Origin of the sequence: Paraburkholderia dioscoreae, from assembly GCF_902459535.1 — a bacterium.
Lineage (GTDB): Bacteria > Pseudomonadota > Gammaproteobacteria > Burkholderiales > Burkholderiaceae > Paraburkholderia > Paraburkholderia dioscoreae.
In genome coordinates, this window is sequence record NZ_LR699554.1 from 2,299,969 (window position 1) to 2,324,777 (window position 24,809).

Below are 24,809 nucleotides of genomic sequence, written 5' to 3' on the forward strand. Positions count from 1 at the left end.
CACCAAAACTGAGAGAACAATCATGCATGACATCGACGATTTTCTGAAGAAGAACCGTGTCACCGAAATCGAAGCGATCATTCCGGATATGGCCGGGATCGCGCGCGGCAAGATCATTCCGCGCAGCAAATTCGAATCCGGCGAGTCCATGCGCTTGCCGCAGGCGGTGATGATCCAGACCGTCACAGGGGATTATCCGGAAGACGGCACGCTCACTGGCGTCACCGATCCGGACATGGTCTGCGTGCCCGACCCCAGCACCATCCGCATGATTCCGTGGGCCGTCGATCCGACCGCCCAGGTAATCCACGATTGCGTTCACTTCGACGGCACGCCGGTCGCGATCTCGCCGCGCCGTGTACTGCGCCGTGTGCTCGAACTCTATAAGGCCAAGGGCTGGAAGCCGGTCATCGCGCCCGAGCTCGAGTTCTATCTGGTCGACATGAACAAGGATCCGGACCTGCCGCTGCAACCGCCTATCGGCCGTACCGGGCGTCCGGAAACCGGCCGTCAGGCGTATTCGATCGAGGCAGTCAACGAATTCGATCCGCTTTTCGAAGACATCTACGAGTACTGCGAGGTGCAGGAACTGGAAGTCGACACGCTGATTCACGAAGTCGGCGCCGCGCAGATGGAAATCAACTTCATGCACGGCGATCCGCTCAAGCTCGCCGACAGCGTGTTCCTCTTCAAGCGCACGGTGCGTGAAGCCGCGTTGCGCCACAAGATGTATGCCACTTTCATGGCCAAGCCGATGGAAGGCGAACCGGGCTCGGCGATGCACATGCATCAAAGTCTCGTCGACGAAGAAACCGGCCACAACCTCTTCACCGGCGCGGACGGCAAGCCGACCACATTGTTCACGAGCTATATCGCCGGTCTGCAGAAGTACACGCCCGCGTTGATGCCGATTTTCGCGCCGTATATCAACTCGTATCGCCGCCTGTCGCGCTTCATGGCCGCGCCGATCAACGTGGCCTGGGGTTACGACAACCGCACGGTGGGTTTCCGGATTCCGCATTCGGGGCCGGCCGCGCGCCGCATCGAAAACCGCATTCCGGGCGTGGACTGCAACCCGTACCTCGCGATTGCAGCGACGCTCGCCGCCGGCTATCTCGGCATGACGCAGAACCTCGAAGCCACCGAGCCACTGCTCAGCGACGGTTACGAATTGCCGTATCAGTTGCCGCGCAATCTCGAAGAGGGCCTGACGTTGATGGGCGCCTGTGAACCGATCGCCGAAGTACTCGGCGAAAAATTCGTCAAGGCTTACCTCGCCCTGAAGGAAACCGAATACGAAGCGTTTTTCCGCGTGATCAGTTCGTGGGAACGCAGGCATTTGCTGCTGCACGTGTAAGGCAAACGCAAAAAATCTGGAGGAAGTATGAGCTACAGAACAGAAGAAGTCGCTTACGTGCAACCGGCGCAACCTGCCGCAAGCGCGCAAGCCGCACAACAGCAACGCAGCACCGCCGAATATCGCGCGCTGGACGCCGCGCACCACATCCACCCGTTTTCGGATATGGGCGCGCTCAATCGCACCGGCAGCCGCGTGATCGTCAAGGCACAAGGCGTGTACCTGTGGGACTCGGACGGCAACAAGGTGATCGACGGCATGGCCGGCCTGTGGTGCGTGAACGTCGGGTATGGCCGCAAGGAACTGGCCGACGCCGCATACAGACAGATGATGGAGCTGCCCTACTACAACACATTCTTCAAGACCACGCACCCGCCGGTGATCGAACTGTCGGCATTGCTCGCGGAGCTGGCGCCCGAACCGTTCAATCACTTCTTCTACTGCAATAGCGGCTCGGAAGGCAACGACACGGTGCTGCGCATCGTCCACCATTACTGGGCAACGCAGGGCAAGCACTCGAAGAAATTCGTGATCTCGCGCAAGAACGGCTATCACGGTTCGACGATCGCGGGCGGCACGCTCGGCGGCATGGGCTACATGCATGAACAGATGCCCTCGAAAGTCGAGAACATCGTGCATATCGACCAGCCGTATTTCTTCGGCGAAGCACAAGGCAATCTGACGCCGGAAGAGTTCGCACTGGCTCGCGCGCAACAGCTGGAAGCGAAAATTCTCGAAATCGGCGCGGACAATGTCGCCGCATTTATCGGTGAGCCTTTCCAGGGAGCGGGCGGCGTGATCTTCCCCGCTTCGACGTATTGGCCGGAAATCCAGCGCATTTGCCGCAAGTACGACATTCTGCTCGTCGCCGACGAAGTGATCGGCGGTTTCGGCCGCACCGGCGAGTGGTTCGCACACCAGTACTTCGGTTTCGAGCCGGATCTGATCACACTGGCCAAGGGCCTGACGAGCGGTTACATACCGATGGGCGCGGTCGGCCTGCATGATCGCGTCGCCAAAGCAATCATCGAGAACGGCGACTTCAACCACGGTCTCACGTACTCGGGTCATCCGGTCGCCGCCGCCGTTGCGGTCGCGAACCTCAAGCTGCTGCGCGACGAAAAGATCGTCGAGCGCGTCAAGACCCATACGGGTCCGTACTTCCAGAAGAAGCTGCGCGACACGCTCGGCAATCACCCGATCATCGGCGAGATCTCCGGCGCGGGTCTGGTGGCCGGCCTGCAACTCGCGGAAGACCCGAAAACACGCAAGCGTTTCGCCAATGGCGGTGACGTCGGCACGATCTGCCGCGACTTCTGCTTCAACGGCAATCTCATCATGCGCGCCACCGGCGACCGGATGCTGCTGTCGCCGCCGCTGGTCATCAACAAGCTGGAAATCGACGAGATCGTCTCGAAGGCCAAAAAAGCCATCGACGCGACCGCACAACAACTCGGCATTTCGTAACGGCAGTCCGTATCGGCATGGGCACACCCACACGTCACGCTCATGCCGGTTCTTCACATCAAGGGAAAAAACCATGAGCGTTAGTCATCTTCGTCATGCGGTCGCGGGGGCCGCGCTTCTCGCCTTCACCGGTTTTGCGGCGCTGTCGGTCACGCCGGCCCTTGCGGCCGACACGGAACTGAATGTGTACAACTGGTCGGACTACATCGCGAAGGACACGATTCCAAACTTCGAGAAGCAGGACGGCATCAAGGTCAAATACGACAACTACGATAGCGACGACACGTTGCAGGCCAAGCTGCTCGCCGGCAGCTCCGGCTACGACATCGTGGTGCCGACGTCGAACTACATGGCCAAGCAGATTCAGGCCGGCGTGTACCAGAAGCTCGACAAATCGAAGTTGCCGAACCTTGCCAATCTCGACCCCGTGCTGATGAAGATGATTGCCGACGCGGATCCGGGCAACCAGTACGGCGTGCCCTGGGCATACGGTACGGACGGTATCGGCTACAACGTGCAGGCCGTGCAGAAGGCGCTCGGCGCCAATGCGCCGGTGGATAGCTGGGCACTGATCTTCGATCCGGCCAATCTCTCCAAGCTGAAAGGCTGCGGCGTCTCGATTCTCGACCAGGCCGTCGACGTCTTTGCCGCCACGCTGCAATATATGCACAAGGATCCGAACAGCACGAATCCCGCCGACTACCAGGCCGCATTCGAAGTGCTGAAGAAGATTCGCCCGTATATCACCCAATTCAATTCGTCGGGCTACATCAACGACCTCGCCAACAACGACGTGTGCGTGGTGCTGGGCTGGTCCGGCGACGTCGGTATCGCCAGCCGCCGTACCGAAGAAGCCAAGCGTTCGTATCAGATCAAGTTCTCGAACGTGAAGGAAGGCGGCCTGCTGTGGTTCGACGTGATGGTGATCCCGAAAGACGCGCCGCATCCCGAAGCCGCGTTGAAATGGATCAACTACATCTCGGACCCCAAGGTCAACGCTGCGATCACCAACGAAGTGTTCTACCCGACCGCGAACAAGGCCGCGCGCCAGTTCGTCACGCCGGCTGTCGCACAGGACAAGACCGTTTATCCGGGTGACGAAGTGTTGAGCAAGATGACGCTGATGAAGCCGATGCCGACCGACATTCTGCGCCTTGAAAACCGTCTTTGGGCGCAGCTCAAAACCGGCCATTAATCAGGCCGACGTTATAAAACATTGATCCCGCGCTCAGGGATCGCTCGAACCCTGAGCGCATGAATAGCAGTAACGGCAGTCAGCCTGCGCGCTTTTTGGCTCCCACCTGCGCGCAGTCCCATGTTTTCCGATCGCAGCGCACGTTGCGAGTCGCTTCCAGCGCCTCGTATGGAGACACTTGCGCCCGCGATCCGCAAGGAACGGTTACATCATGAACTCGACGACCTCAAAAAGCGCCGCCGGCGCCACCCAGATGGCCCGCCCCGCGGTGACGGCAAAAGCGAAACCGGACGAATTCGTTCGCATCGAAAATGTCGTGAAGAAATTCGGCGACAGCACCGCTGTCGACAACGTCAACCTGAGCATCGCGAAGAATGAACTGTTCGCGCTGCTCGGCAGTTCCGGCTGCGGCAAGTCCACGCTCCTGCGCATGCTTGCGGGGCTCGAGACGGTGACGTCCGGGCGCATTTTCGTCGACGGCGAAGATCTCGCCGCGATGCCGCCGTACAAGCGGCCGGTCAACATGATGTTCCAGTCGTACGCCCTCTTCCCGCATATGAGCGTGGAGGCGAACATCGCCTTCGGTCTGAAGCAGGAAGGCACGCCCAAAAACGAAATCAAGGAACGCGTGGCCGATGCGCTCAATCTCGTGCAGATGAGTAAGTACGCGCAACGCAAGCCGCATCAACTGTCAGGCGGCCAGCAGCAGCGTGTGGCGCTCGCCCGTTCGCTGGTCAAGCGCCCCAAGCTGCTGCTGCTCGACGAGCCGATGTCGGCGCTCGATAAAAAAATCCGCCAGAAGACCCAGCTCGAACTGGTGAACATCATCGAGAAAGTGGATGTGACCTGCGTGATGGTCACGCACGATCAGGAAGAAGCCATGACGATGGCCGGCCGCCTCGCGGTGATGAGCGAAGGCCGCATCGTGCAGATCGGCTCGCCGAGCCAGGTCTATGAGTTTCCGAATAGCCGCTTTTCGGCCGAATTCATCGGCTCGACCAACCTGTTCGAAGGCACGGTGGTCGCGGATGAACCGGACCACATCTTTGTCGAAAGCGAAGACCTCGAATCGCGCATTTACGTGAGCCACGGCATTACCGGGCCGCTCGGCATGCCGGTTGGCATCTCGGTGCGCCCGGAGCGCATCAAGGTGTCGCTCGACAAGCCGTCGACGCCGCACAACTGGGCGCGCGGCGTGGTTTCGGATGTGGCGTACATGGGCAGCTATTCGCTGTATCACGTGCGTCTGCCGAGCGGCAAGACCGTCGTGTCGAATCTCTCCAGCTCGCATCTGATGGCCGAAGGTGCGCCCTCCTATAACGACGACGTGTTCGTCTACTGGTCGCCGGCTAGCGGCGTGGTGCTGACGCAATGAGCAATCCCACTACCTCCTCCCCCGCGGCGCTCGGCGCGCCGTCCGGCAGCCGTTTGCCCGGCTCGCTGAAAAAACGCCTGTCGATGCTGGTGCCGTCGGGCCGCACGACCGTGATCGGCGTGCCGTTCCTCTGGCTCACGGTGTTCTTCGCGTTGCCGTTCGTACTGGTGCTGAAGATCAGTTTCGCCGATCTGCGTCTGGGCATTCCACCGTACACGGATCTCGTGACGGTCAAGGACGGCATGGTGCATTTCGCCATGCAGCTCAGTCACTACGCGTTCCTGCTGCAGGACGACCTCTACGTCGCCACCTATCTCAGTTCGCTGAAGATGGCCGCGGTCTCCACTTTCTTCTGCCTGCTGATCGGCTATCCGATTGCGTACTACATCGCCCGCTCGGAACCCACCAAACGCAACCTGCTGATGATGGGCGTGATGCTGCCGTTCTGGACTTCGTTCCTGATTCGCGTCTACGCATGGATCGGCATCCTGAAGGACGACGGCCTGCTCAATCACACGCTGATGGCGATCGGCATGATTCATTCGCCGTTGCGGCTCTACCACACGGATATCGGCGTCTATATCGGCATGGTCTATTCGTACCTGCCTTTCATGGTGATGCCGCTCTATGCGCACCTCGTGAAAATGGATCTGACGCTGCTCGAAGCGGCCTACGACCTCGGTTGCAAGCCGTGGACGGCATTCACGCGTATCACGTTGCCGCTGTCGAAGAACGGCATTATCGCCGGCAGTTTGCTGGTGTTCATTCCGGCGGTGGGCGAATACGTGATTCCGGAACTGCTCGGCGGCGCCGACACGCTGATGATCGGCCGCGTGATGTGGGATGAATTCTTCAACGATATGGACTGGCCGATGGCATCCGCCGTCACCGTCGCGATGGTGCTACTGCTGCTCGTGCCGATGGCCGTGTTCCAGTACTACCAGGTCAAGGAACTGGAGGGCGCGAAATGATCAAGCCTAACAAGACGCTTTCCAATGGCGTGCTGACGTTCGGATTCCTGTTTCTCTACATTCCGATCATCAGCCTCGTGGTGTATTCGTTCAACGAATCGAAGCTCGTCACGGTGTGGTCCGGCTTCTCCCTCAAATGGTACGGCGCGCTGCTGCATGACGGCGAACTGCTGAACGCGGCATGGCTGTCGTTGAAGATCGGTCTGCTGACCGCGTGCGCCTCCGTTGTGATCGGTACGTGGGCCGGCTTCGTGCTCGCGCGCTTCGGACGCTTTCGCGGCTTCACACTGTTCGCCGGCATGATCAACGCACCGCTCGTGATTCCTGAAGTGATTCAGGGTATCTCGCTGCTGCTGCTGTTCGTCGCGCTCGAACAGATGCTCGGCTGGCCGAAGGGCCGGGGTCTCTTCACGATCTGGATCGGCCACGTGATGCTATGCGTGTCGTATGTGGCGATCATCGTGCAATCGCGTGTGAAAGAGCTGAACAAGTCGCTCGAAGAGGCCGCGCTCGATCTCGGCGCCACGCCCTTCAAGGTGTTCTTCCTGATCACCCTGCCGCTGATCTCGCAGGCGCTGATGTCCGGCTGGCTGCTGTCGTTCACGCTTTCCTTCGACGACCTCGTACTCTCCGCATTCCTGTCCGGTCCCGGCTCGACCACGCTGCCTCTCGTCGTGTTCTCGCGTGTTCGCCTCGGCCTGAATCCGGAAATGAATGCACTCGCCACGATCTTCATCACCACGGTGACGATCGGCGTGATTGCCGTGAACCGCTGGATGCAGTTGCGCGAGCGCAAACGCAACCGCGACATGCAGATGGCTTTCGCGCTTGCCGAAGCCGCAGATCCCTTGCCCTCCGCTCCACAACAAGCCGCCGTACGGAAGTCGCTCGATACGGCACGTGCATAAGAAGTCCGTTTGCAATACGACCAATAAGGAGAATTTGAATGAGAAAGAAACTCATCTGTCTGTTGGTGGCGGGGAGTCTGCCTGGCATAGCCGCGGCAGATGCCACCAGCGACCAGATCAAGGCGCTGCAGGCCCAACTCAACGCGCTGCAAAAGGAGGTCAAGCAGCTGCGCGCGGAAGTCGCCACCAAACCGAAGGCCGCCGCTGCCGCCACCGTGGCCCCGGCCCCGGCGGTGGTGGCCGCACCGGTGGATATCTCGTCGCCTGATTACGGCAAGGCTCAGGCGACGCTGACCAACGACGACGTGACGGCGATGAAGCAACAGATCGCCAATCAGCAACTGAAGGTCGACTCGCTCGAAGATGCCGCTCAGACCGGGCCGATCGCCGGTCTGTCGGTGACGGGTTATATCGACCCAACCTACATTTATAACCGTGCGCAGAGCAGTTCGTCGTTCCTGTTCGCTAACCACGAAAGCAGCTACAACTACTTCAACAGCACGTTCGGCGACCTGTACCTCGACATCAAGAAGACTTTCGGTGTCGGCCCGATGGCGCCGTCCGCCGAAATCACGTTGATGCCGAACCGTGGTAACGGCATTACGCTGCTGCAGAACTCGCACGGCGATATCGGCAACAACATCCTGAACACGGCGGTGGTGAACGTGCCGCTCACGGCGACCACGACACTCGTGGCCGGTTTGATTCCGAGCTTCGGCGGCTATGAAGTGCAGCAGTCGAATCAGATGCTCACGCTCACGCACAACCTGCTGTACGACTTCTCGGATCCGGGCAGCTACATCGGGATCGGCGCGAACTACACGGCCGGCAACTGGGCGTGGAAGTTCTTCCTCGGCAACGAACAGTACCGCACGTTCGGCGCAGTCACGCAGACGGGCACGAACGCGCTGGGCGATCCGATCACGACCAGCAACAAGATTCCGACGTTCACGGCTCGCACCGATTACACATGGTCGAGCGCGCTGGATATCGGCGGCTCGATCAATATCGGGCGTCAGACCTTGCCGAGCTCGATCGCTGACAACGGCACGGTCAGCTACGGCGTAGGCGGCCAGGCGCCGAGCTCGGGCGGCACGTTCTTCTTCACCGAAGCCGACCTGACCTACACGCTCGCCGACGTGCAGTACAACGCCGAACTCGACTACGGTCAGCAGCAGAACGCCGCGTACAACGGCGGCCAGGCACAGTGGTACGGCCTGTCGCTGCTCGCGCACCGCAAGTTCAATCTGCCGGTGGTGGGCCGCATGGGCGCGACCGTGCGCTATGACCTGCTGGTCGACAGCAAGAACGGCGGTGGCGGTGCTGGCATTGCGTTGAACGGCAACGGCATGGACACGGCGAACGGCTTCGGTATCGGCGCGGACTGTCTTGCCAATTCGCAGGCAAACGGCGGCCTTGGTTTCGAATGCAAGGGCGCAACCCGCCAGGACGTCTCGCTCGACCTGCTGTTCTATCCGACCCAGCAGATCACGGTCAAGGTGGAATACCGCCACGACTGGGCCAACAAGCAGGTGTTCCTGAAGAACGACGGTTCGTATGGCAAGTCCAACGACCTGCTCGCGACGCAGTTCATCTACTCGTTCTAATCCGTACCGCCGGCGCGTGGCCTCGCTGTAAAAGAGGCCACGCGCACTGGCTCATTCCGCATGCAATGCCTATGCTCCGATTCTCGAATCAGCCTCACGTCGCCTCGTATTACGCCGCCACCGCCAACGACACCACCCGCCATCCCGCACTCGAAGAAACCATCAACGTCGACGTTTGCGTGATCGGCGCCGGCCTCACCGGCATTTCCACTGCGCTCAATCTTGCCGAGCGCGGCCATTCGGTCGCCGTGCTCGAAGCATCGAAAGTCGGCTGGGCGGCGAGCGGCCGCAATGGCGGCCAGTTGATCGGCGGCTTTGCGTGCGATATCGATACGTTCGCGAAGTACATGCCCGCGGACGACGTGAAACGCGTTTGGGACATGGGGATCGAAACCCTCGACATCGTCAAGGAACGCGTCGCCAAACATCAGATCGATTGCGATCTGACCATCGGTTATCTGACCGCTGCCAATAAGCCGCGCGATACCGACACGCTGCAGAAATGGCGCGACGAAGCGCGGCGGCGCTTCGGCTATGACCGCTTCAGTTACGTCGACGCTGACGGCGTTGGCAACTATGTTCAGTCGCAGCGCTACCTCGGCGGACTGTTCGACGCGGACAGCGGCCATCTGCATCCGCTGAATTACACGCTGGGTCTGGCGCGCGCGGCACGCGAGGCCGGCGTGCGGATTTTCGAAGACAGCTGCGTCACGGCCTTACGCGAAGAAAACGGCCGCCATGTCGCGCAAACCGCGCGCGGCGACGTGCGGGCGCGATTCGTCGTGCTCGCCTGCAACACCTATCTCGGCAAGCTGGCGCCGGACGTCGCGAACAAGATCATGCCGGTCGGCACCTACGTGATCGCCACGGAGCCGCTCGACCCCGATCGCGCCGAAGCGTTAATGCCTGCCAAAGCCGCCGTGTGCGACAGCCGCTTCGTGCTCGACTATTTCCGTCCCGCGCCCGATAACCGCCTGCTGTGGGGCGGCAAAGTGAGTTATTCGACATTCGCGCCGCGCAACCTCGGCGAAGCGATGCGCCGCGATATGCTCAAAACCTTCCCGCAACTCGACGATGTCAAAATCGACTATGCGTGGGGCGGTTTCGTCGACATCACGATGAATCGCGCGCCGCATTTCGGCCGGCTCTCGCCAACCGTGTATTTCGCGCAAGGCTTCTCCGGGCACGGCGTGAACACCACCGGACTCGCGGGTAGACTGATTGCCGAGGCGATCGACGGCCAGGCGTCGCGCTTCGATCTGTTCGGCAAGATTCGTCACCGCGACTTTCCTGGCGGCGCTACACTGCGCACCCCCGCCCTCGTACTCGCAATGGCCTGGTATCGAATGAAGGATCTGCTTTGATGAATGCTCCGACGCCTGGCTTCAACACACTCGAGCGCCGCGCCGATGCGCTGATCGCCAACTCCTACTATGAGGCGAGCGCCGCCCGTCCGCTCACCGACGACCCCGCCTTGGAAGGCACGCTCGAAGCCGACGTGTGCGTGATCGGTGCGGGCTTTTCCGGTTTGTCGGTAGCGCTGGAGTGCCGGGCGCGCGGCCTCTCGGTGATCGTGCTCGATGCGTATCGTCCGGGCTGGGGCGCGTCGGGACGCAACGGCGGACAGACGCTGGTGGGTTTCGCGAAAGACGAGGTGATGGAGCGCCAGCTCGGTCTCGAAGGCGCGCGCGCTGCGTGGGCGATGTCGGTGGAAGGCGTGGCGCTGGTGCGCGAGCGCATCGGGCGCTATGGCATCGACTGCGATTTCACGGCCGGCTATCTGACGGTTGCCACCAAACCGAAACGCGTGCCCGATCTGCGTTCGTGGATGGAATCGGCTTCGCAGCGCTGGGGTTATACAAAACTCTCGTGGCTCGATACCGACGAAATACGTTCACGGGTTGCATCGCGGCGCTATCTGGCCGGCGTGTACGATCCGTTTTCCGGCCATCTGCATCCATTGAAGTACTGCCTCGGTCTCGCCGATGCGGCGCGCCGCGAAGGCGCGCAATTGTTCGCGCATTCGCCGGTCGTCGAGATTGAGCGTGGTGCGCGGCCTGTGGTGCGTACCGCTCGCGGCGAAGTGCGCTGCCGTTTCGTCGCGGCATGCGGCAACGCCACCATCGGCGACGTGCTGCCTGCGCCGGTCGCTGCGCGCATTGCACCGATCGCCTCGTATATCGTCGCCACCGAACCGCTCGGCAAGGAACGCGCGGATGCACTGATCAAAGGGCGCGAGGCGATTTGCGACAACAACTTCTTTCTCGACTATTTCCGTTTGTCGGCGGACCATCGCGTGCTGTTCGGCGGACGGGCGAGTTCGACCGGGGCGTCGCTGGCGCAACTCAGTGAAGAGATACGCCAGCGCATGATCGCCGTGTTCCCGCAACTCGCCGATGTGAAAATCGACTATGCGTGGGGCGGTTTTGTCGACGTGACGCGCAATCGTGCGCCCGATTTCGGTTCGATCGATCCGAACTACTTCTACGTGCAGGGGTTTTCGGGGCACGGCGTTGCGTTGACCGGTATTGCCGGGCGCGTGGTCGCCCAGGCAATGGCGGGCGAGACGGCGGCCTTCGATCTGTTCGCGCGGCTGCGCCATGCACGCTTCCCAGGCGGTCCGGCGTTGCGCGGGCCGGCGCTTGAACTTGGGATGATGTATCACCGAATACTCGAGTTGTTCTAGTCGTCATCGCATCTTGTAGCAACAGCACGGCGCAAGTGCGGTAGCCGTGCTGCTTTTTCACTTATATTCACGCCTCCGCCACCCGTGACGCGCGTCACTGGCCTCGCCTTTCCCTCGGCCCCGTTCCCTCGAACATCCACACTCTCCTAAGCGTTTACCCCAAATACCCAATTTGTCGACTATTTATCGATAAATTCTCGTGTTAGATTTCTTCGCCTGCCAGCCGGCGCAACCCGGCGCAACCAATCGGCGCCTACGTGCAACCCGTGTTCGCGGCACTGAAGCAACGCACCGGCAGCACACAACAACGACACCTCAGCGACGCAGCAAGGAGAACATCATGTGGGTTTTAATCGGCGTGCCGATCGTGGTACTCGGCTTCGCATTGCGCTTTAACTCGCTACTGGTCGTGACGATCGCGGGGATCGCCACGGGCGTCGCGGGCGGCTTGCAGCCGGTCGAGATTGTCAGCGCATTCGGCAAGGCGTTTGCCGATAACCGCTACATGGGCCTGATCTGGCTGACGCTGCCGGTGATCGCACTGCTGGAACGCAACGGTCTGAAAGAACAGGCCAAGCACCTGATTTCGCGCCTGCACGCCGCCACCACCGGCCGCGTGCTGATGCTGTACTTCGTGATCCGCCAGATCACCGCCGCACTCGGGCTGACGTCGCTCGGCGGCCACGCGCAAATGGTGCGTCCGCTGATCGCGCCGATGGCCGAAGCGGCCGCCGCGAATCGCTACGGCGAATTACCCGATGCAGTGCGTCAGCAGATCCGCGCGAATGCATCGGCGGTCGACAACATCGCCGTGTTCTTCGGCGAAGACATTTTCATTGCGATCCAGTCGATCCTGCTGATCAAGGGCTTTCTCGAACAGAACGGCATCGCCGTCGAACCGCTGCAGGTGTCGGTGTGGGCGATTCCCACGGCCGTGGCCGCACTCGTGATTCATATCGCGAGACTGATGCTGCTGGACCGCAATCTCTCACACAAGATGACCGCGTACGGCCGGGGTATCGCACGATGATGATCAAACTCGAATCGCTCTACGTGCTGGCCGGTTTGATGTTTGCCGCCTTCGCCCTCTTCAATCTGCAGGACCGTTCGAATCCGCGCCGCCTCGCCAACTTTCTCTTCTGGGGTGTCTATGCGATCACCTTCATGTTCGGTGGAGAACTGCCGCACTTCGTGACAGGCTGCCTTGCCATTGCACTGGCCGTGATCGCCGGTTCCGGCAAGCTCGGCAAAGGCAAAGCGGACAGCAACACCGAAGCGGCCGCCGCGCGCCGCGAAGCGAATGCGCAACGCTTCGGCAACAAGCTGTTCATCCCGGCGCTGCTGATTCCGTTCATCACGTTGCTCGGCACCTTGACGCTGAAATATGCACCATTCGTCGAAGCGAAGAATGTCACGCTGATTTCGCTCGTATTGGGCACGCTGGTCGCGTTCGGCGCGGCGCTTTTCATGCTGCGCGACTCGCCGGTGCACGCACTGAAAGACGCGCGGCACACTATGGACACCGTAGGCTGGGCCGCCATTCTTCCGCAGATGCTGGCCGCGCTCGGTGCGCTGTTCGCCGTGGCGGGCGTGGGCCACGTGGTGTCGGATCTGGTGAAAACGTGGATTCCGCTCGACTCCGCCTTCGCGGTGGTCGCGGCCTATACGTTCGGCATGGCCATTTTCACGATGATCATGGGCAACGCATTCGCCGCGTTTCCCGTCATGACAGCGGGTATCGGCTTGCCGTTGATCGTGCATCAATTCCACGGCAACCCCGCCATTCTGGGCGCGATCGGCATGCTGTGCGGCTTTTGCGGCACTTTGATGACCCCAATGGCGGCCAACTTCAATATCGTGCCGGCCGCGCTGCTGGAGCTGAAAGATCAGAACGGCGTGATCAAGGCGCAATGGCCGACCGCTTTGCTATTGTTGATCGTCAACACCATACTGTTATATCTGTTCGTATTCCGCTTTTGAGGAGGCGCCAATGACTACCCAACTCACTCGCGAATTCGCGTCGAAATTCGCCAATCTCGCACTCGCCCATCTCACGCACGAATACCCGAACAAGCTGACGCACTCGCTCGCCGGACCGCAAGACGTACAGGGTCCGCGCGCGCTGCATCCGATCTTTTACGGCAGCTACGACTGGCATTCGTGCGTGCACGGCTACTGGTTGATTCTGCATCTATTGGAACGCTTTCCCGATCTGCCCGAAGCGGCGCGCATTGTCGCGGTGGTCGACGAGCATTTCACCGCGGCGAACGTGGCCGGTGAACTTGCGTATCTCGATCTGCCGCACAACCGTGGTTTCGAGCGTCCGTATGGTTGGGCCTGGCTGCTCGCGCTCAGCGCGCAACTCGATTCGCTGAAGCTTTCGGAGGCCGCGCGCTGGTCGAAAACCTTTGCGCCGCTCACCCGGTTTTTTATCGAACAGTTCGAGGCATTTCTGCCGAAAGCGACCTACCCGCTGCGCGTGGGCACGCACTTCAACATGGCCTTCGCGTTGGCGCTTACGCTGGATTTCGCGCGGCAAACGTCGCGTGAATCGCTTGAGGCATTGGTCGTCAATACCGCGGAACGCTGGTTTGTGGACGACGTGGCGTGTCAGGCGTGGGAGCCTGCCGGCGACGAATTTCTCTCGCCGTCACTCATGGAAGCGGAGCTCATGCGCCGCGTGTTGCCGCCCGCGCAGTTCGTCGACTGGTTCGGCCGCTTTCTGCCGAACCTCGGCGCGAAAAAGCCCGCCACGCTGTTCGAGCCCGTCACCGTGACGGATCGTACCGACGGCAAGATCGCTCACCTCGACGGTTTGAATCTGAGCCGTGCGTGGTGCCAACGTTCTTTGGCGCGCGCATTGCCCGCAGGCGACATTCGCCGGACAGTCCTGTTCGACGCCGCCGAGCGGCATCTGCAAAGCGCGCTACCGCACGTGGCCGGCGACTATATGGGCGAGCACTGGCTGGGCACGTTCGCTACGCTCGCATTGGAAGCTTGAATAAGCCTTGATTCAAGGCTCCGATTCGAATTTTCATTGACGGCCTGGTCCGTCAGTCCGCCAGAAACGCGAAAGCGGCGCCGCGCACGAAACGGCTTCCCCCAACCGATTCGCGCCGCGAGCGCCGCTTTTCCATCATGGTCTCAATCCGGAGCCGCTTCTCGCGGCTCAGCCGGCGACCATGCCGGCTTCATGCATTATTGCCCCGTCAGCTTCTTGGGCTTCGGCGGCGCCTGAACCTTGTTGTACTGGAACGCGGGCGTCGCCTTCAAGGCGTCTTTGGTGGCGCCGGCCAGATAGAAATTCCCCTGGCGGATATCCAGCGCAGCGATGGGTACCGCAACGTCGTGCGAGGCCACGCCGAGGAAACCACCGGCGGAGACGATTGCGGCGGACAGCGAGCCATCGGGCGCAACCACCAGATCGCGGACCGTACCGATCTTCTCGTTCTGGTCGTTGTACACCCCCTTGCCAAGAATGCTCTTCTTGACACTCCAGCCGCTCAACAGCGCATTCGACTGCTCGACGGTGATGCTCAGCGGTTGCGTGCCGGCGACTTGCGCCTGCGCACCCAGGCTGGTTGCAGCTACTGCGACGACAACAACAAGTTTGCCCAAAGTCATATCGTTCACTCCGTGTTTAAAGACTTGACCGGCGCATGGCCTGCGCCGAAAGGAATCGCTGCAGCACGATCATACAGATTGCGCCGCGCGACTGCATCCAGCGCGGCGGGAGGCCGCATGCGGACCACGTAAAGAGTATTCGCGACAATGCCCCGTGCTGGCATCACGGCTCGAAGCTCGTGGCGGTAAAATCGCGCAAGGCGATCACGCCTGCATTAGAGGTGGAAGTTTGACTGAGCTTGAACAGGGTTTCATCCTGACCCGACATTGGCGGGACACACCCGCCGGCACGGAAGTCGATTTCTGGCTGGCAACGGACAGCGGGCCCCGTCACATCCGTCTGCGCCCTCAGCCTTCGGTGGCGTTCATTCCCGTCGAGCATCGTGAGCGGGCCGAAACGATCCTGCGCCGCGAAGCACCGCTCGATCTGCGCCCGCTCGATCTCTGCGACTTTCAGCATCGCCCGGTCATGGGACTTTATTGCCCGCAGTACCGGCAATTGACGGGGTTCGAGAAACGCCTGAAGCAAGGCGGCGTCGACGTCTACGAAGCCGACATCTTCCCGCCGGAGCGCTACATGATGGAGCGCTTCATCACGGCGCCGGTGTGGTTCAGCGCAGACGCGCAGAGCAACGGCCACAGCGGCCCGCTCCTTAACAGCGAACTCAAACCGGCCACGGGCTATCGCCCGCCCTTGAAGCTGGTCTCGCTCGATATCGAGACCAGTGCCCACGCCGAGTTGTACTCGATCGCGCTGGAAGGTTGCGGACAGCGCCAGGTGTATATGCTGGGCCCACCCAATGGCAATGCGGGCGCGCTCGACTTCGACCTCGAATACTGCGAAACCCGCGCACACTTGCTGGAAAAACTGAACGCGTGGCTGGAGCGGCATGATCCCGATGCGATCATCGGCTGGAATCTGGTGCAGTTCGATCTGCGTGTGCTGCAGCAGCACGCCGAACAATATCGCATACCGCTGCGGCTCGGCCGCGGTGGTGCGGTGATGGAATGGCGCGAGCACGGACTCAAACAGAACCATTTCTTCGCCGGCGCCGCGGGGCGGCTGATTATCGACGGCATCGAGGCACTGCGTTCCGCGACGTGGAGTTTCCCTTCGTTCAGTCTCGAACATGTCGCGCGTTCCGTGCTGGGCGAAGGCAAGTCGATCGACAATCCATATCAGCGCATGGACGAAATCCAGCGCCGCTTCGACGAGGACAAGCCCGCGCTCGCGCAGTACAACCTCAAGGACTGCGAGTTGGTCACGCGCATTTTCGCAAAAACGGAGTTGCTGCCGTTCCTGCTGGAACGCGCGAGCGTCACGGGGCTGCCGGCGGATCGCAGCGGCGGATCAGTGGCCGCGTTCACGCATCTGTATATGCCGCGTATGCATCGGCAAGGCTATGTCGCGCCCAATCTCGGCGACGTGGCGGGCGCCGCGAGCCCCGGCGGCTTCGTGATGGATTCGCGCCCCGGCCTCTACGATTCCGTGCTGGTGCTGGACTACAAGAGCCTCTATCCGTCCATTATCCGCACCTTTTTGATCGACCCCGTCGGCCTGGTGGAAGGCATGCTGAATCCCGCCGACGATCAATCCGTGCCGGGCTTTCTCGGCGCGCGTTTCTCGCGCACGCGCCATTGTTTGCCGTCGATCGTCGGGCAGGTCTGGCAAGGGCGCGAAACGGCCAAACGCGAGAACAACAAGCCGCTTTCGCAGGCGTTGAAGATCATCATGAACGCCTTTTACGGCGTGCTGGGATCGACCGGTTGCCGTTTCTTCGATCCGCGTCTCGCCTCGTCGATCACCATGCGTGGCCACGAAATCATGCATGCCACGCGCGAACTGATTCAGGGCGAAGGCTACGAGGTCATTTACGGCGACACGGATTCGACCTTCGTGTGGCTCAAGCATGCGCACAGCGAGGAAGACGCGAGCCGCATCGGCCGCGCGCTGGTCGAACATATCAATGCATGGTGGCGGGAGAATCTGCGGGAGAGATTCGGGCTCGACAGCGCGCTCGAACTGCAATTCGAGCGGCACTACCGGCGCTTCTTCATGCCGACCATTCGCGGCGCCGAGGAAGGCAGCAAGAAACGCTACGCAGGCCTCACGGTTATGCCGGACGGCCGCGAGGACATTGTCTACAAAGGACTCGAAACGGTACGAACGGACTGGACGCCGCTCGCGCAACAGTTTCAGCAGGAACTGTACCGGCGCATTTTCACGCGGCAACCGTATCAGGATTACGTACGCGACTATGTACGCGATACGCTCGAAGGCAAGCTCGACGACCAGCTCGTGTATCGCAAGCGCGTGCGCCGGCCGCTCGGCGAATACGAGCGCAACGTGCCGCCTCACGTGCGCGCGGCGCGTGTGGCGGACGAGTTCAATCGGCGGCAAGGGCGCCCGCTGCAATATCAGAACGGCGGCTGGATCAGTTATGTCATGACGGTTGCCGGACCCGAGCCGCTGGAAACGCTGCGCTCGGCGATCGATTACGAACACTATCTGACGCGACAGTTGCAGCCCGTCGCCGACGCGATCCTGCCGCTGCTGCGCGATGATTTCATCACTTTGATGTCGGGCCAGAAGCCGCTGTTCTGAAGCAGTGCTAGCATCGGGCGGATCAAAGCTCAAAGCAAAGGTCACGCATGCAAGAGTCGAACCTGAACACGGCAGGCGAGTTGAAAGACGACGCGCAAACCGCTGCGGATCGCGTGTTTTCAAACGGGGCGCTCAGTATCGGACTCACCTTGCCGATGCTGCGCGCCGGCACCGTCGTGGCCGATTTCGACGAGCAACTGGCGCTCGCACGCCTTGCCGACGAACGCGGCTTTCGCGCACTGTGGATACGCGATGTTCCGTTGAACAGCGCGGATTACCCGGACCCTGTCGGCCATCTCGACCCGTGGGTGTTGCTCGGCGCACTCGCCGTGAATACGCGGCGTATCGCGCTGGCGAGCGGCGCCATCGTGCTCACGCTGCGCCATCCGCTGCATATCGCCAAGGCGGCGGTATCAGTCGGCTCACTCAGCCACGGGCGCTTCATTTTAGGTCTGGGATCGGGCGACCGTCCGCCGGAATATGCCGCATTCGGCCGGGATTCCGACGAGCGCCGCGATCTGTATCGCAGTCACTGGGAAACGGTTGCTGCCGCGCTCGGCGAGCCGCCGCGCGTCATTCCCGATCGCACGCCTGAAGGCGCGCCGACTTTCCGTCTGCTGCCCGAGAGTTCTCATGAGGTGCCGCTGCTCGCGGTGGGATCGGGCGGCCAGAGCGTCGACTGGATTGCGCGTCATTCGCTGGGATGGATGACCTACCACCGCGAACCCGACGCGCAGCGGGCCCGCTACAGCATGTGGCGCGCTGCCGTGGAACGCGCGGCGCCCGAGGCGTTTCGCGCGTTCGGTGTCGCGATGCGGCTCGAACTCAGCAGTGATCCGCATGAGCCGGCCCAGGCCGTTTCACTTGGCTACCGGACCGGCCGGCATGCGTTGATCGACATACTGACGGAGATGCGCGCGGGCGGGACGCATCATGTGACGTTCAATCTGTCATCGGCGCGGCCGGTCGCCGAGGTCGTCAATGAACTGGCTGATGAGGTGTTGCCGCAGTTTCATCGAGAGTAATTTCCTTCACGATCCTGCGGCAGAAAGCATACCGCCCTTGCGCAAGCAAGAACCACCGCCGCTGCACGAACCCGTCAAACCCAGCTCTTTGTCCGCAACGTTTCGATAGCAAGGTCCAGAAATGACCGGACCTTCTGGTTTGCGTGCCGCCCTTCTCGGTGAACGACGTGCACAGGCAACGCGGCCGGTTCATAGTCGGCCAGCACGATCTTCAGCGCGCCCGCTTCGATCTCGCGCGCCACCTGATAGGACAGCAGCCGCGTAACCCCCAGTCCTGCGACGGCTGCCGCGATAGCGGAGTCGTTGGTGGTTGTGATCATGCGTGGTTGAATCGGGACAACGAGCGACTGCCGGTCAGCAGTGAAGCGCCATTCGGGCGCAGGCGAGACACCGCTTGCCTGAATGGTGGTGTGGCCTGCCAGATCCTCGGGGCGCTCTGGTACACCGTATCGATCGAGATAAGCGGGCGCCGCGCACAGGACGCGCCGAACCCCGCCCACCGCGATCGCTTGCAGGGAAGAACTCGGCAACTCTCCGATACGCACCGCGACGTCCGCACCTTCGTCGACCATATTCACAACGCGGTCGAGAAACCAGCAATTGACGTTGACCGCCGGATAGCGCGCCAGGTAGTCGAGCACGATCGGCATGAGATGCATCTTCCCGAACAGCACCGGCGCGGTCACGGTCAACTGGCCTCGCGGCGCCGCGTGCGTGCCGGCCGCCGTAACTTCCGCCGCGTCGATTTCGCCGAGTATGCGGCGGCAGTCCTCGAAATACGTGGCGCCGGCATCGGTCAGCCTGACGATACGCGTGGTACGCGTCAGCAACCTGACGCCGAGCCGTTCTTCGAGTTCGGTCACCATCCGGCTCACTACCGAGGGCGACACGTTCAGCTTGCGCGCCGCCGAAGCAAAACCTTCCGTTTCGACGACGGTCACAAACGTCGTCATTGCCTGAAGTCGGTCCATATCTGCCTGGATGTGCGAGTGAGCGATCGATGCACGCTCGCCGATCAGCAGCAGACTTCGATCAGCGGCGCGGATTCGCCAAGCATAGCAGGCGCGCCGCGCGGCTTCAGACGTAAGCGAGATCACGTCAAAGGTCCAGTAGCAGGCGTTCGGCGCTGCCGCTCCCGGCTTGCGCCGGCACAGCGCAACAGATCAGTGCCTCGTCGTTCGCCACCCTGAACTCGGGCGCGACAGGATACGCGACCGCTCCTTCGAGGACGCGGGTGCGGCAAGTCCCGCAACTGCCGCCACGGCAGCCGAATTCCGGCGACAAGCCCCGCGACTCGGCGAGATCCAGCAACGAACCACTGTCTGGATTCCAGCGCGCTTCCTTGCCGGACTTGACGAACGCAACCGGCGTCGGTTTATCCGCCGGCAAATGCGCAAGGCCTGCGTCTGCGCCGGCGTCTGTCCGACGATGCAACCCCGCCGGCCCGAACGCCTCGGCGTGAATCCGGTTATCGGCGACATTCAGCTCGCGCAGCCCGTCGTACAGCGACTGCATGAACCCCGCCGGTCCGCACAGGTAAAAATCGTAGTCGTTGAATGGGAGTGTCTCGCGCAGAAGTTCGATATCGAGCCGACCTGCGGCATCGAAATCCTTGCCCATTTGCGCGCCTTCGCTATCGGTCAGCGTGCGCACCACGCGCACCTCACCACCGGCATTCGCGGCCAGTTGATCGATCTCTTTCGTGAAGGCCCGCTCGGCGAGCGTGCGTGCCGAGTGAAACAACCACGTCGGTCGGACCCTGCGTGTACGCAAACCTTCATATACGACGTGCCGCAACATCGCGAGCATGGGCGTCACGCCGACACCCGCTGCGAGCAGCACCGCCGGCCGGTGCGCGGCGGCGTCGATGGTGAACTGGCCGGCCGGCGCACGCGCCTCGATGACACTGCCCACCCGCAACGTTTCGTGCAGATGCACAGAAACCAGTCCTTGCCGCTTGACGCTGATCCGGTACACCCCGTCTGCCGGCGCCGTGGACAACGTATAGGTCCGGATTACCGGTTTGGTGCAACCGGGCGGCGTGACGCGAATCGGCAGATGTTGGCCCGCTGTGTGCGGAATGAGGCCGGCGCCATCGAGCGGTTCAAGGTAGAACGAACGGATCACCGAGCTTTCGTCGACGACCTGGGTGACCTTGAAGGGACGCCACGCGTCGGCCAGCGCCTGCGCTTTCAGGCGGCTCGCCACCTCGTCCCAACTGCCCGTCATCAGCGAGTTCGGCGACCAGCCGTTCGCCTGAAACTTCCAGCGCAGCGGCAACGCGCCGGCGCGATAGACGATGCGACGCGGCTTGAAACGCCACAGACGCTCCGCGCCCTGAAATGCGGCGATTTCGGGGGAGTCGAGATCGACTTGCGCCTCTCCCGTGAGCTGCAACAGATCGCCGCTTTCGAAATCAGCGAAGACGAGCCCCGCGCGGGGATTGATGACGAAGTTGCCGAGCGTGGCAAAAAACAGGTTGCCTGCAAAGTCAGGAATCGTCAGCACGCCGTCCTCACTCAGGCGCACGAACCCTGCTTTGCCGCCGCGGTGCGAGACGTCGACCTGACGGCCGGCGGGGTCATCGACATAAGACGCGACGAAGAAAGTATCGGCCGTATCGATCATCGTGCGCGCCCGTTCCGACAGGTACTCAAGGTGCACGGCCTCGGCGGGCGGCGGGCTCGCCGGGTCACGAACGAATTCGGCATCGCGCATCTGGATGTATTGCGGACAGTTGCCGAAACTCTGCGTCACGTCGACGTTGAAACCCGCGCCGGTGCAATGGCTCACCGTACCATTCAGGCGATTACGCCGGCGGGTATGCAGTTCGATGCCCAGCAAACCCACCGCTTCGCCATCGTCGAGACCAGCGGAGGCCGGGTCGTGCGGGTCGCGCACCAGGTCGACTAGCAGCGTGCGCGCGGTCGGTGCGTGCAGAAATCCCGGCTTACCGGCAACCAGCGTGGCCCACACGTCGCCTTCGTGATCCACCGCGCCAAGCGCGACAAACGGCAATTGGGAGAAGAACGTGCGATGCTGGTCGGGCATGAAACGACGAATGACCCGCCGCCCGACATCCTGCATCCGCTCAGCCACGCCCACTGCGCGTTGAAGCTTCAATTCGCCCGCATGCCAGGGCGAAACCGCGTTGTCTGTCGAATTTGCGCTCACGATGACACTCCTGTCCGGATGAGGCATAAGCGGGGAATCAGAGAAACGGTTGGCGCGCATCAGGTCGCGCCCGTATCAGCTTGGGGATCGCGCCGGGATCAACCGGGCGGCACCCTGAGATCATCATTACGCCGCGAGGCCAACAGGTGTCTTCCTGAACTCGACGAAGCCAGGCAGCGCTTCGATGCGCCGCAGCCAGGTACTGACGTTCGGGTAGCCGGAGAGATCGACATTGCCTTCCGGCGCCCGCGCGATGTAGCTGTACAGCGCGACGTCCGCGATGGTCGGATGGGCTCCGACGATGAATTCGCGACCGGTCAGCTCCTGATCGATGATCTTGAGGATCGCGTGAGCTCGGCCGATCACCTCCTCCGCATTGCGTGCCGCACCAAACACTGTGATCAGCCGCGCCGCCGCCGGGCCGTAAGCGATTTCCCCCGCGGCAACCGAAAGCCAGCGCTGGATCGCCGCTTCGCCGGCCGGCGTCTGCGGCAGCCAGTCCTTCTGGTTCAGCTTGCGGGCGAGGTATACGAGGATTGCATTCGAATCCGCCACCACCGTGTCGCCGTCGACCAGCGCGGGCACCTGGCCGAAGCGGTTCAGCTTGAGGAATTCCGGTGACTTGTGCTCGGCCTTCATCAGGTCGACTTCAATGAGTTCATGCTCGACACCGAGCAGCGAGAGGAACAGGTGGGCGCGATGCGAGTGGCCGGACAGCGGGTGGTAATAGAGTTTCATGACGATCTTCCCTGGTTGGCGGTGTGGCTGGGAAATCCGAACCACTGGAGCCAAGTCTAGGGACGCCGTCCTTTTTCCAGAATACGTCGCAAGGTCAAATCAATGTTCTCGTAACGAGAACAGTGCTGGCACCCTGATTGAGTTGAGCCCCCGTTCGTCTCAACCCGGTAACGCTGCACGGGTCAAGGGATCTATCAATGGCCTGCGCCGACTTGCCCTGTCAGCGCATTCGAGGCAACATCGCTTGCTCGATGAACCGGATTTCCCAAACCGACCTGCTACAGACGCTTACCGGAAAAACTCAGGCGAACCACGGCCATTAAATGAAACGCTTCGAATTGCTGGCCAACACAATGGCCGACGAGATTCGCTCCGGCCGGCGCCTCGTTGGCTCCCGGATGCCTTCCCTGCGACAGCTCACGACGCAGCACGGCGTGAGTCAGTCAACGGTATTCCGCGCGTACTATCTTCTCGAAGAATGGGGGCTGATTCGAGCACGCGAACGCTCCGGATACTACGTAGCGCCAGGTGCCGCGCTTAAGCAGCCGCTGGCTTCGAAGCCTCCTCCTGCTTTGGCATCCGCCAGGGTCGAGATCAGCGACCTCGTCTTCTCGGTGCTCGAGGCGGCGAAGCATCCCAACGTGGTTCCGTTCGGCTCCGCGTTTCCGTCTCCCAAGCTTTTTCCCCTTCAGCGCCTCGCCAGATCGCTCGCGCACTCGACCCGTTTGATCAGTCCGTGGAGCACTGTCGTCGACCTTCCGCCAGGCAATGAGCAACTGCGTCGCGAGATTTCGCTGCGGTATATGGCGATGGGCATCGCGCAACCAATGGAAGAGCTTGTTGTCACGAATGGCGCACTGGAGGCGCTCAATCTTTGTCTGATGGCAGTGACGCGGCCGGGAGACGTGGTGGCGATCGAGTCACCCGGATTCTATGCGGCGCTGCAGGCAATCGAACGCCTCGACTTGCGGGCGGTGGAAATCCCGGTCGATTCCGTTTCGGGTCTTGATCTGGAGGCTCTGGCGCATGCGTTCGAGACGCAGCCTATTCGGGCATGCTGGTTCATGACGAACTTTCAGAACCCGACAGGCGCCACGATGTCGCAGGAAAAGAAGAAAGCACTGGTCGAGCTTCTGGCCCGGCACGACGTGCCGCTCATTGAAGACGACGTGTATGGCGAGCTACATCACGGAGCCGCCAACCCGCTGCCGGCGAGGGTCTTTGACCAGAAGGGACTCGTCATGCACTGCAGTTCATTCTCAAAGACACTTGCACCGGGCTATCGCATTGGCTGGGTAGCGGCGGGGCGTTTCGCCGGGAAGGTCCAACGTCTGAAGTTGATGACCACCTTATCGGCCAGCATTCCCGCACAGGCCGGCATAGCCGACTATCTGCAGCACGGCGGCTACGACAAGCATCTCCGGAAACTACGTGGCGCGTTGCGCAATCAGCTGGATACGATGGATGCCGCACTGCACCGCTGGATGCCCGCTGATTCGCACTGGACGCGACCGTCCGGTGGATATTTCGTCTGGGTCCGACTGCCCCACCATGTCGACGCGATGCAATTGCACCGCCTTGCGATAGAAAATGGAATCAGCATTGCGCCGGGCCCCATTTTTTCCGCGCAGCACGCATTCCGCGACCACATCCGTTTGAATTTTGGTCATCCGTGGGACGAAAGAACCGAGCAGGCTGTTAAAACCCTCTGCTCGCTAATCAAACTGTCCAGCCAGTGAACAACGGACACCTTCTCGCCTCTCAATGCGCGACGGTGATTGCGAGCTTCGCCAAGGCAAAGAGAATCGCGCCGAACCCGGTGGCAAGAAGCACGGCAACGAAAGGCAACAGCGGTAGCCTGACTCCCGTGATATCCGCTTGATGCGAGGCGCCGCGACGAACGCCCAGAAAACTCCACAGCACGATTCGCGTCATCTTCAACAGGTTCATGACCGCACCTCTCCATGCAGCATTGTTTGATCTCCCGTGACACTATGGGCCGGACAGATCCGACAAAGAAGTAGCAGTTGTGAACTATTCGAACGTAGCAGTCTTCCTTCGTGCGGCCGTTCAGCGG

At 61.5% G+C, this 24,809-nt stretch carries 20 protein-coding genes; 15 read left to right on the forward strand and 5 right to left on the reverse strand.

The window, feature by feature from the left end; all coding sequences use genetic code 11:
• The first annotated feature begins 22 nt into the window (after positions 1-22).
• The 12 genes from PDMSB3_RS30515 (at position 23) to PDMSB3_RS30570 (ending at position 14,567) form a co-directional block, all read left to right on the forward strand.
• Entirely contained in the window at positions 23-1,357 is a 1,335-nt protein-coding gene (locus tag PDMSB3_RS30515; RefSeq protein WP_007177776.1) for a glutamine synthetase family protein, read from the forward strand.
• 27 nt (positions 1,358-1,384) lie between these two features.
• Positions 1,385-2,824 (forward strand): aspartate aminotransferase family protein, encoded by a 1,440-nt coding sequence (locus PDMSB3_RS30520; RefSeq protein ID WP_007177777.1) that lies wholly within the window; start codon positions 1,385-1,387, stop codon positions 2,822-2,824.
• Positions 2,825-2,897: 73 nt separating this feature from the next.
• Positions 2,898-4,019 carry a polyamine ABC transporter substrate-binding protein gene (locus tag PDMSB3_RS30525; RefSeq protein ID WP_165188676.1) on the forward strand — a complete coding sequence of 374 codons (1,122 nt, stop codon included), beginning with the start codon at positions 2,898-2,900 and terminating at the stop codon, positions 4,017-4,019.
• A 211-nt stretch (positions 4,020-4,230) separates the two neighbouring features.
• Positions 4,231-5,394, forward strand: coding sequence for an ABC transporter ATP-binding protein (locus PDMSB3_RS30530; RefSeq protein WP_007177779.1), 1,164 nt, complete (start codon positions 4,231-4,233; stop codon positions 5,392-5,394).
• Positions 5,391-6,365 carry an ABC transporter permease subunit gene (locus tag PDMSB3_RS30535; protein ID WP_007177780.1) on the forward strand — a complete coding sequence of 325 codons (975 nt, stop codon included), beginning with the start codon at positions 5,391-5,393 and terminating at the stop codon, positions 6,363-6,365. The genes PDMSB3_RS30530 and PDMSB3_RS30535 overlap by 4 nt, the downstream gene beginning before the upstream one ends.
• Positions 6,362-7,273 (forward strand): ABC transporter permease subunit, encoded by a 912-nt coding sequence (locus PDMSB3_RS30540; protein ID WP_007177781.1) that lies wholly within the window; start codon positions 6,362-6,364, stop codon positions 7,271-7,273. The genes PDMSB3_RS30535 and PDMSB3_RS30540 overlap by 4 nt, the downstream gene beginning before the upstream one ends.
• A 38-nt stretch (positions 7,274-7,311) precedes the next feature.
• Positions 7,312-8,880, forward strand: a complete 1,569-nt coding sequence (locus PDMSB3_RS30545; protein WP_007177782.1) for a DUF3138 family protein — start codon at positions 7,312-7,314, stop codon at positions 8,878-8,880.
• Between the two features lie 71 nt (positions 8,881-8,951).
• Entirely contained in the window at positions 8,952-10,244 is a 1,293-nt protein-coding gene (locus PDMSB3_RS30550; RefSeq protein WP_007177783.1) for an NAD(P)/FAD-dependent oxidoreductase, read from the forward strand.
• Entirely contained in the window at positions 10,244-11,566 is a 1,323-nt protein-coding gene (locus PDMSB3_RS30555) for an NAD(P)/FAD-dependent oxidoreductase (protein WP_165188678.1), read from the forward strand. The genes PDMSB3_RS30550 and PDMSB3_RS30555 overlap by 1 nt, the downstream gene beginning before the upstream one ends.
• A gap of 340 nt (positions 11,567-11,906) precedes the next feature.
• Positions 11,907-12,596, forward strand: coding sequence for a DUF969 domain-containing protein (locus tag PDMSB3_RS30560; protein WP_007177785.1), 690 nt, complete (start codon positions 11,907-11,909; stop codon positions 12,594-12,596).
• On the forward strand, positions 12,596-13,546 hold the full coding sequence (locus tag PDMSB3_RS30565; protein WP_035516726.1) for a DUF979 domain-containing protein: 951 nt from the start codon (positions 12,596-12,598) through the stop codon (positions 13,544-13,546). Before PDMSB3_RS30560 ends, PDMSB3_RS30565 begins: the two co-directional genes overlap by 1 nt.
• A 10-nt stretch (positions 13,547-13,556) precedes the next feature.
• Positions 13,557-14,567: a DUF2891 domain-containing protein gene (locus PDMSB3_RS30570; RefSeq protein ID WP_165188680.1), complete on the forward strand. Its 1,011-nt coding sequence runs from the start codon at positions 13,557-13,559 to the stop codon at positions 14,565-14,567.
• 197 nt (positions 14,568-14,764) lie between these two features.
• On the opposite strand, the gene PDMSB3_RS30575 is transcribed toward PDMSB3_RS30570, so the two are convergent.
• Entirely contained in the window at positions 14,765-15,190 is a 426-nt protein-coding gene (locus tag PDMSB3_RS30575) for a PRC-barrel domain-containing protein (RefSeq protein ID WP_165188682.1), read from the reverse strand.
• Between the two features lie 229 nt (positions 15,191-15,419).
• On the opposite strand from PDMSB3_RS30575, the gene PDMSB3_RS30580 reads away from it, so the two are divergent.
• Both PDMSB3_RS30580 and PDMSB3_RS30585 read left to right on the forward strand, forming a co-directional pair.
• Positions 15,420-17,795: a DNA polymerase II gene (locus tag PDMSB3_RS30580; protein WP_165188684.1), complete on the forward strand. Its 2,376-nt coding sequence runs from the start codon at positions 15,420-15,422 to the stop codon at positions 17,793-17,795.
• A gap of 47 nt (positions 17,796-17,842) precedes the next feature.
• Positions 17,843-18,820: an LLM class oxidoreductase gene (locus tag PDMSB3_RS30585; RefSeq protein ID WP_197740292.1), complete on the forward strand. Its 978-nt coding sequence runs from the start codon at positions 17,843-17,845 to the stop codon at positions 18,818-18,820.
• 74 nt (positions 18,821-18,894) lie between these two features.
• On the opposite strand, the gene PDMSB3_RS30590 is transcribed toward PDMSB3_RS30585, so the two are convergent.
• From PDMSB3_RS30590 to PDMSB3_RS30600, 3 genes are all read right to left on the reverse strand, one after another.
• Entirely contained in the window at positions 18,895-19,791 is an 897-nt protein-coding gene (locus tag PDMSB3_RS30590; RefSeq protein WP_007177791.1) for a LysR family transcriptional regulator, read from the reverse strand.
• A 127-nt stretch (positions 19,792-19,918) separates the two neighbouring features.
• Positions 19,919-21,994: a 2Fe-2S iron-sulfur cluster-binding protein gene (locus PDMSB3_RS30595; protein WP_007177792.1), complete on the reverse strand. Its 2,076-nt coding sequence runs from the start codon at positions 21,992-21,994 to the stop codon at positions 19,919-19,921.
• Positions 21,995-22,120: 126 nt separating this feature from the next.
• Positions 22,121-22,732 carry a glutathione S-transferase family protein gene (locus PDMSB3_RS30600; RefSeq protein WP_007177793.1) on the reverse strand — a complete coding sequence of 204 codons (612 nt, stop codon included), beginning with the start codon at positions 22,730-22,732 and terminating at the stop codon, positions 22,121-22,123.
• A gap of 323 nt (positions 22,733-23,055) precedes the next feature.
• On the opposite strand from PDMSB3_RS30600, the gene PDMSB3_RS30605 reads away from it, so the two are divergent.
• On the forward strand, positions 23,056-24,471 hold the full coding sequence (locus PDMSB3_RS30605) for an aminotransferase-like domain-containing protein (RefSeq protein WP_007177794.1): 1,416 nt from the start codon (positions 23,056-23,058) through the stop codon (positions 24,469-24,471).
• A 22-nt stretch (positions 24,472-24,493) separates the two neighbouring features.
• Here the strand turns inward: PDMSB3_RS30605 and PDMSB3_RS30610 are convergent, their stop codons facing one another.
• Positions 24,494-24,682 carry a DUF2970 domain-containing protein gene (locus tag PDMSB3_RS30610; RefSeq protein ID WP_007177795.1) on the reverse strand — a complete coding sequence of 63 codons (189 nt, stop codon included), beginning with the start codon at positions 24,680-24,682 and terminating at the stop codon, positions 24,494-24,496.
• Positions 24,683-24,809 lie beyond the last annotated feature (127 nt).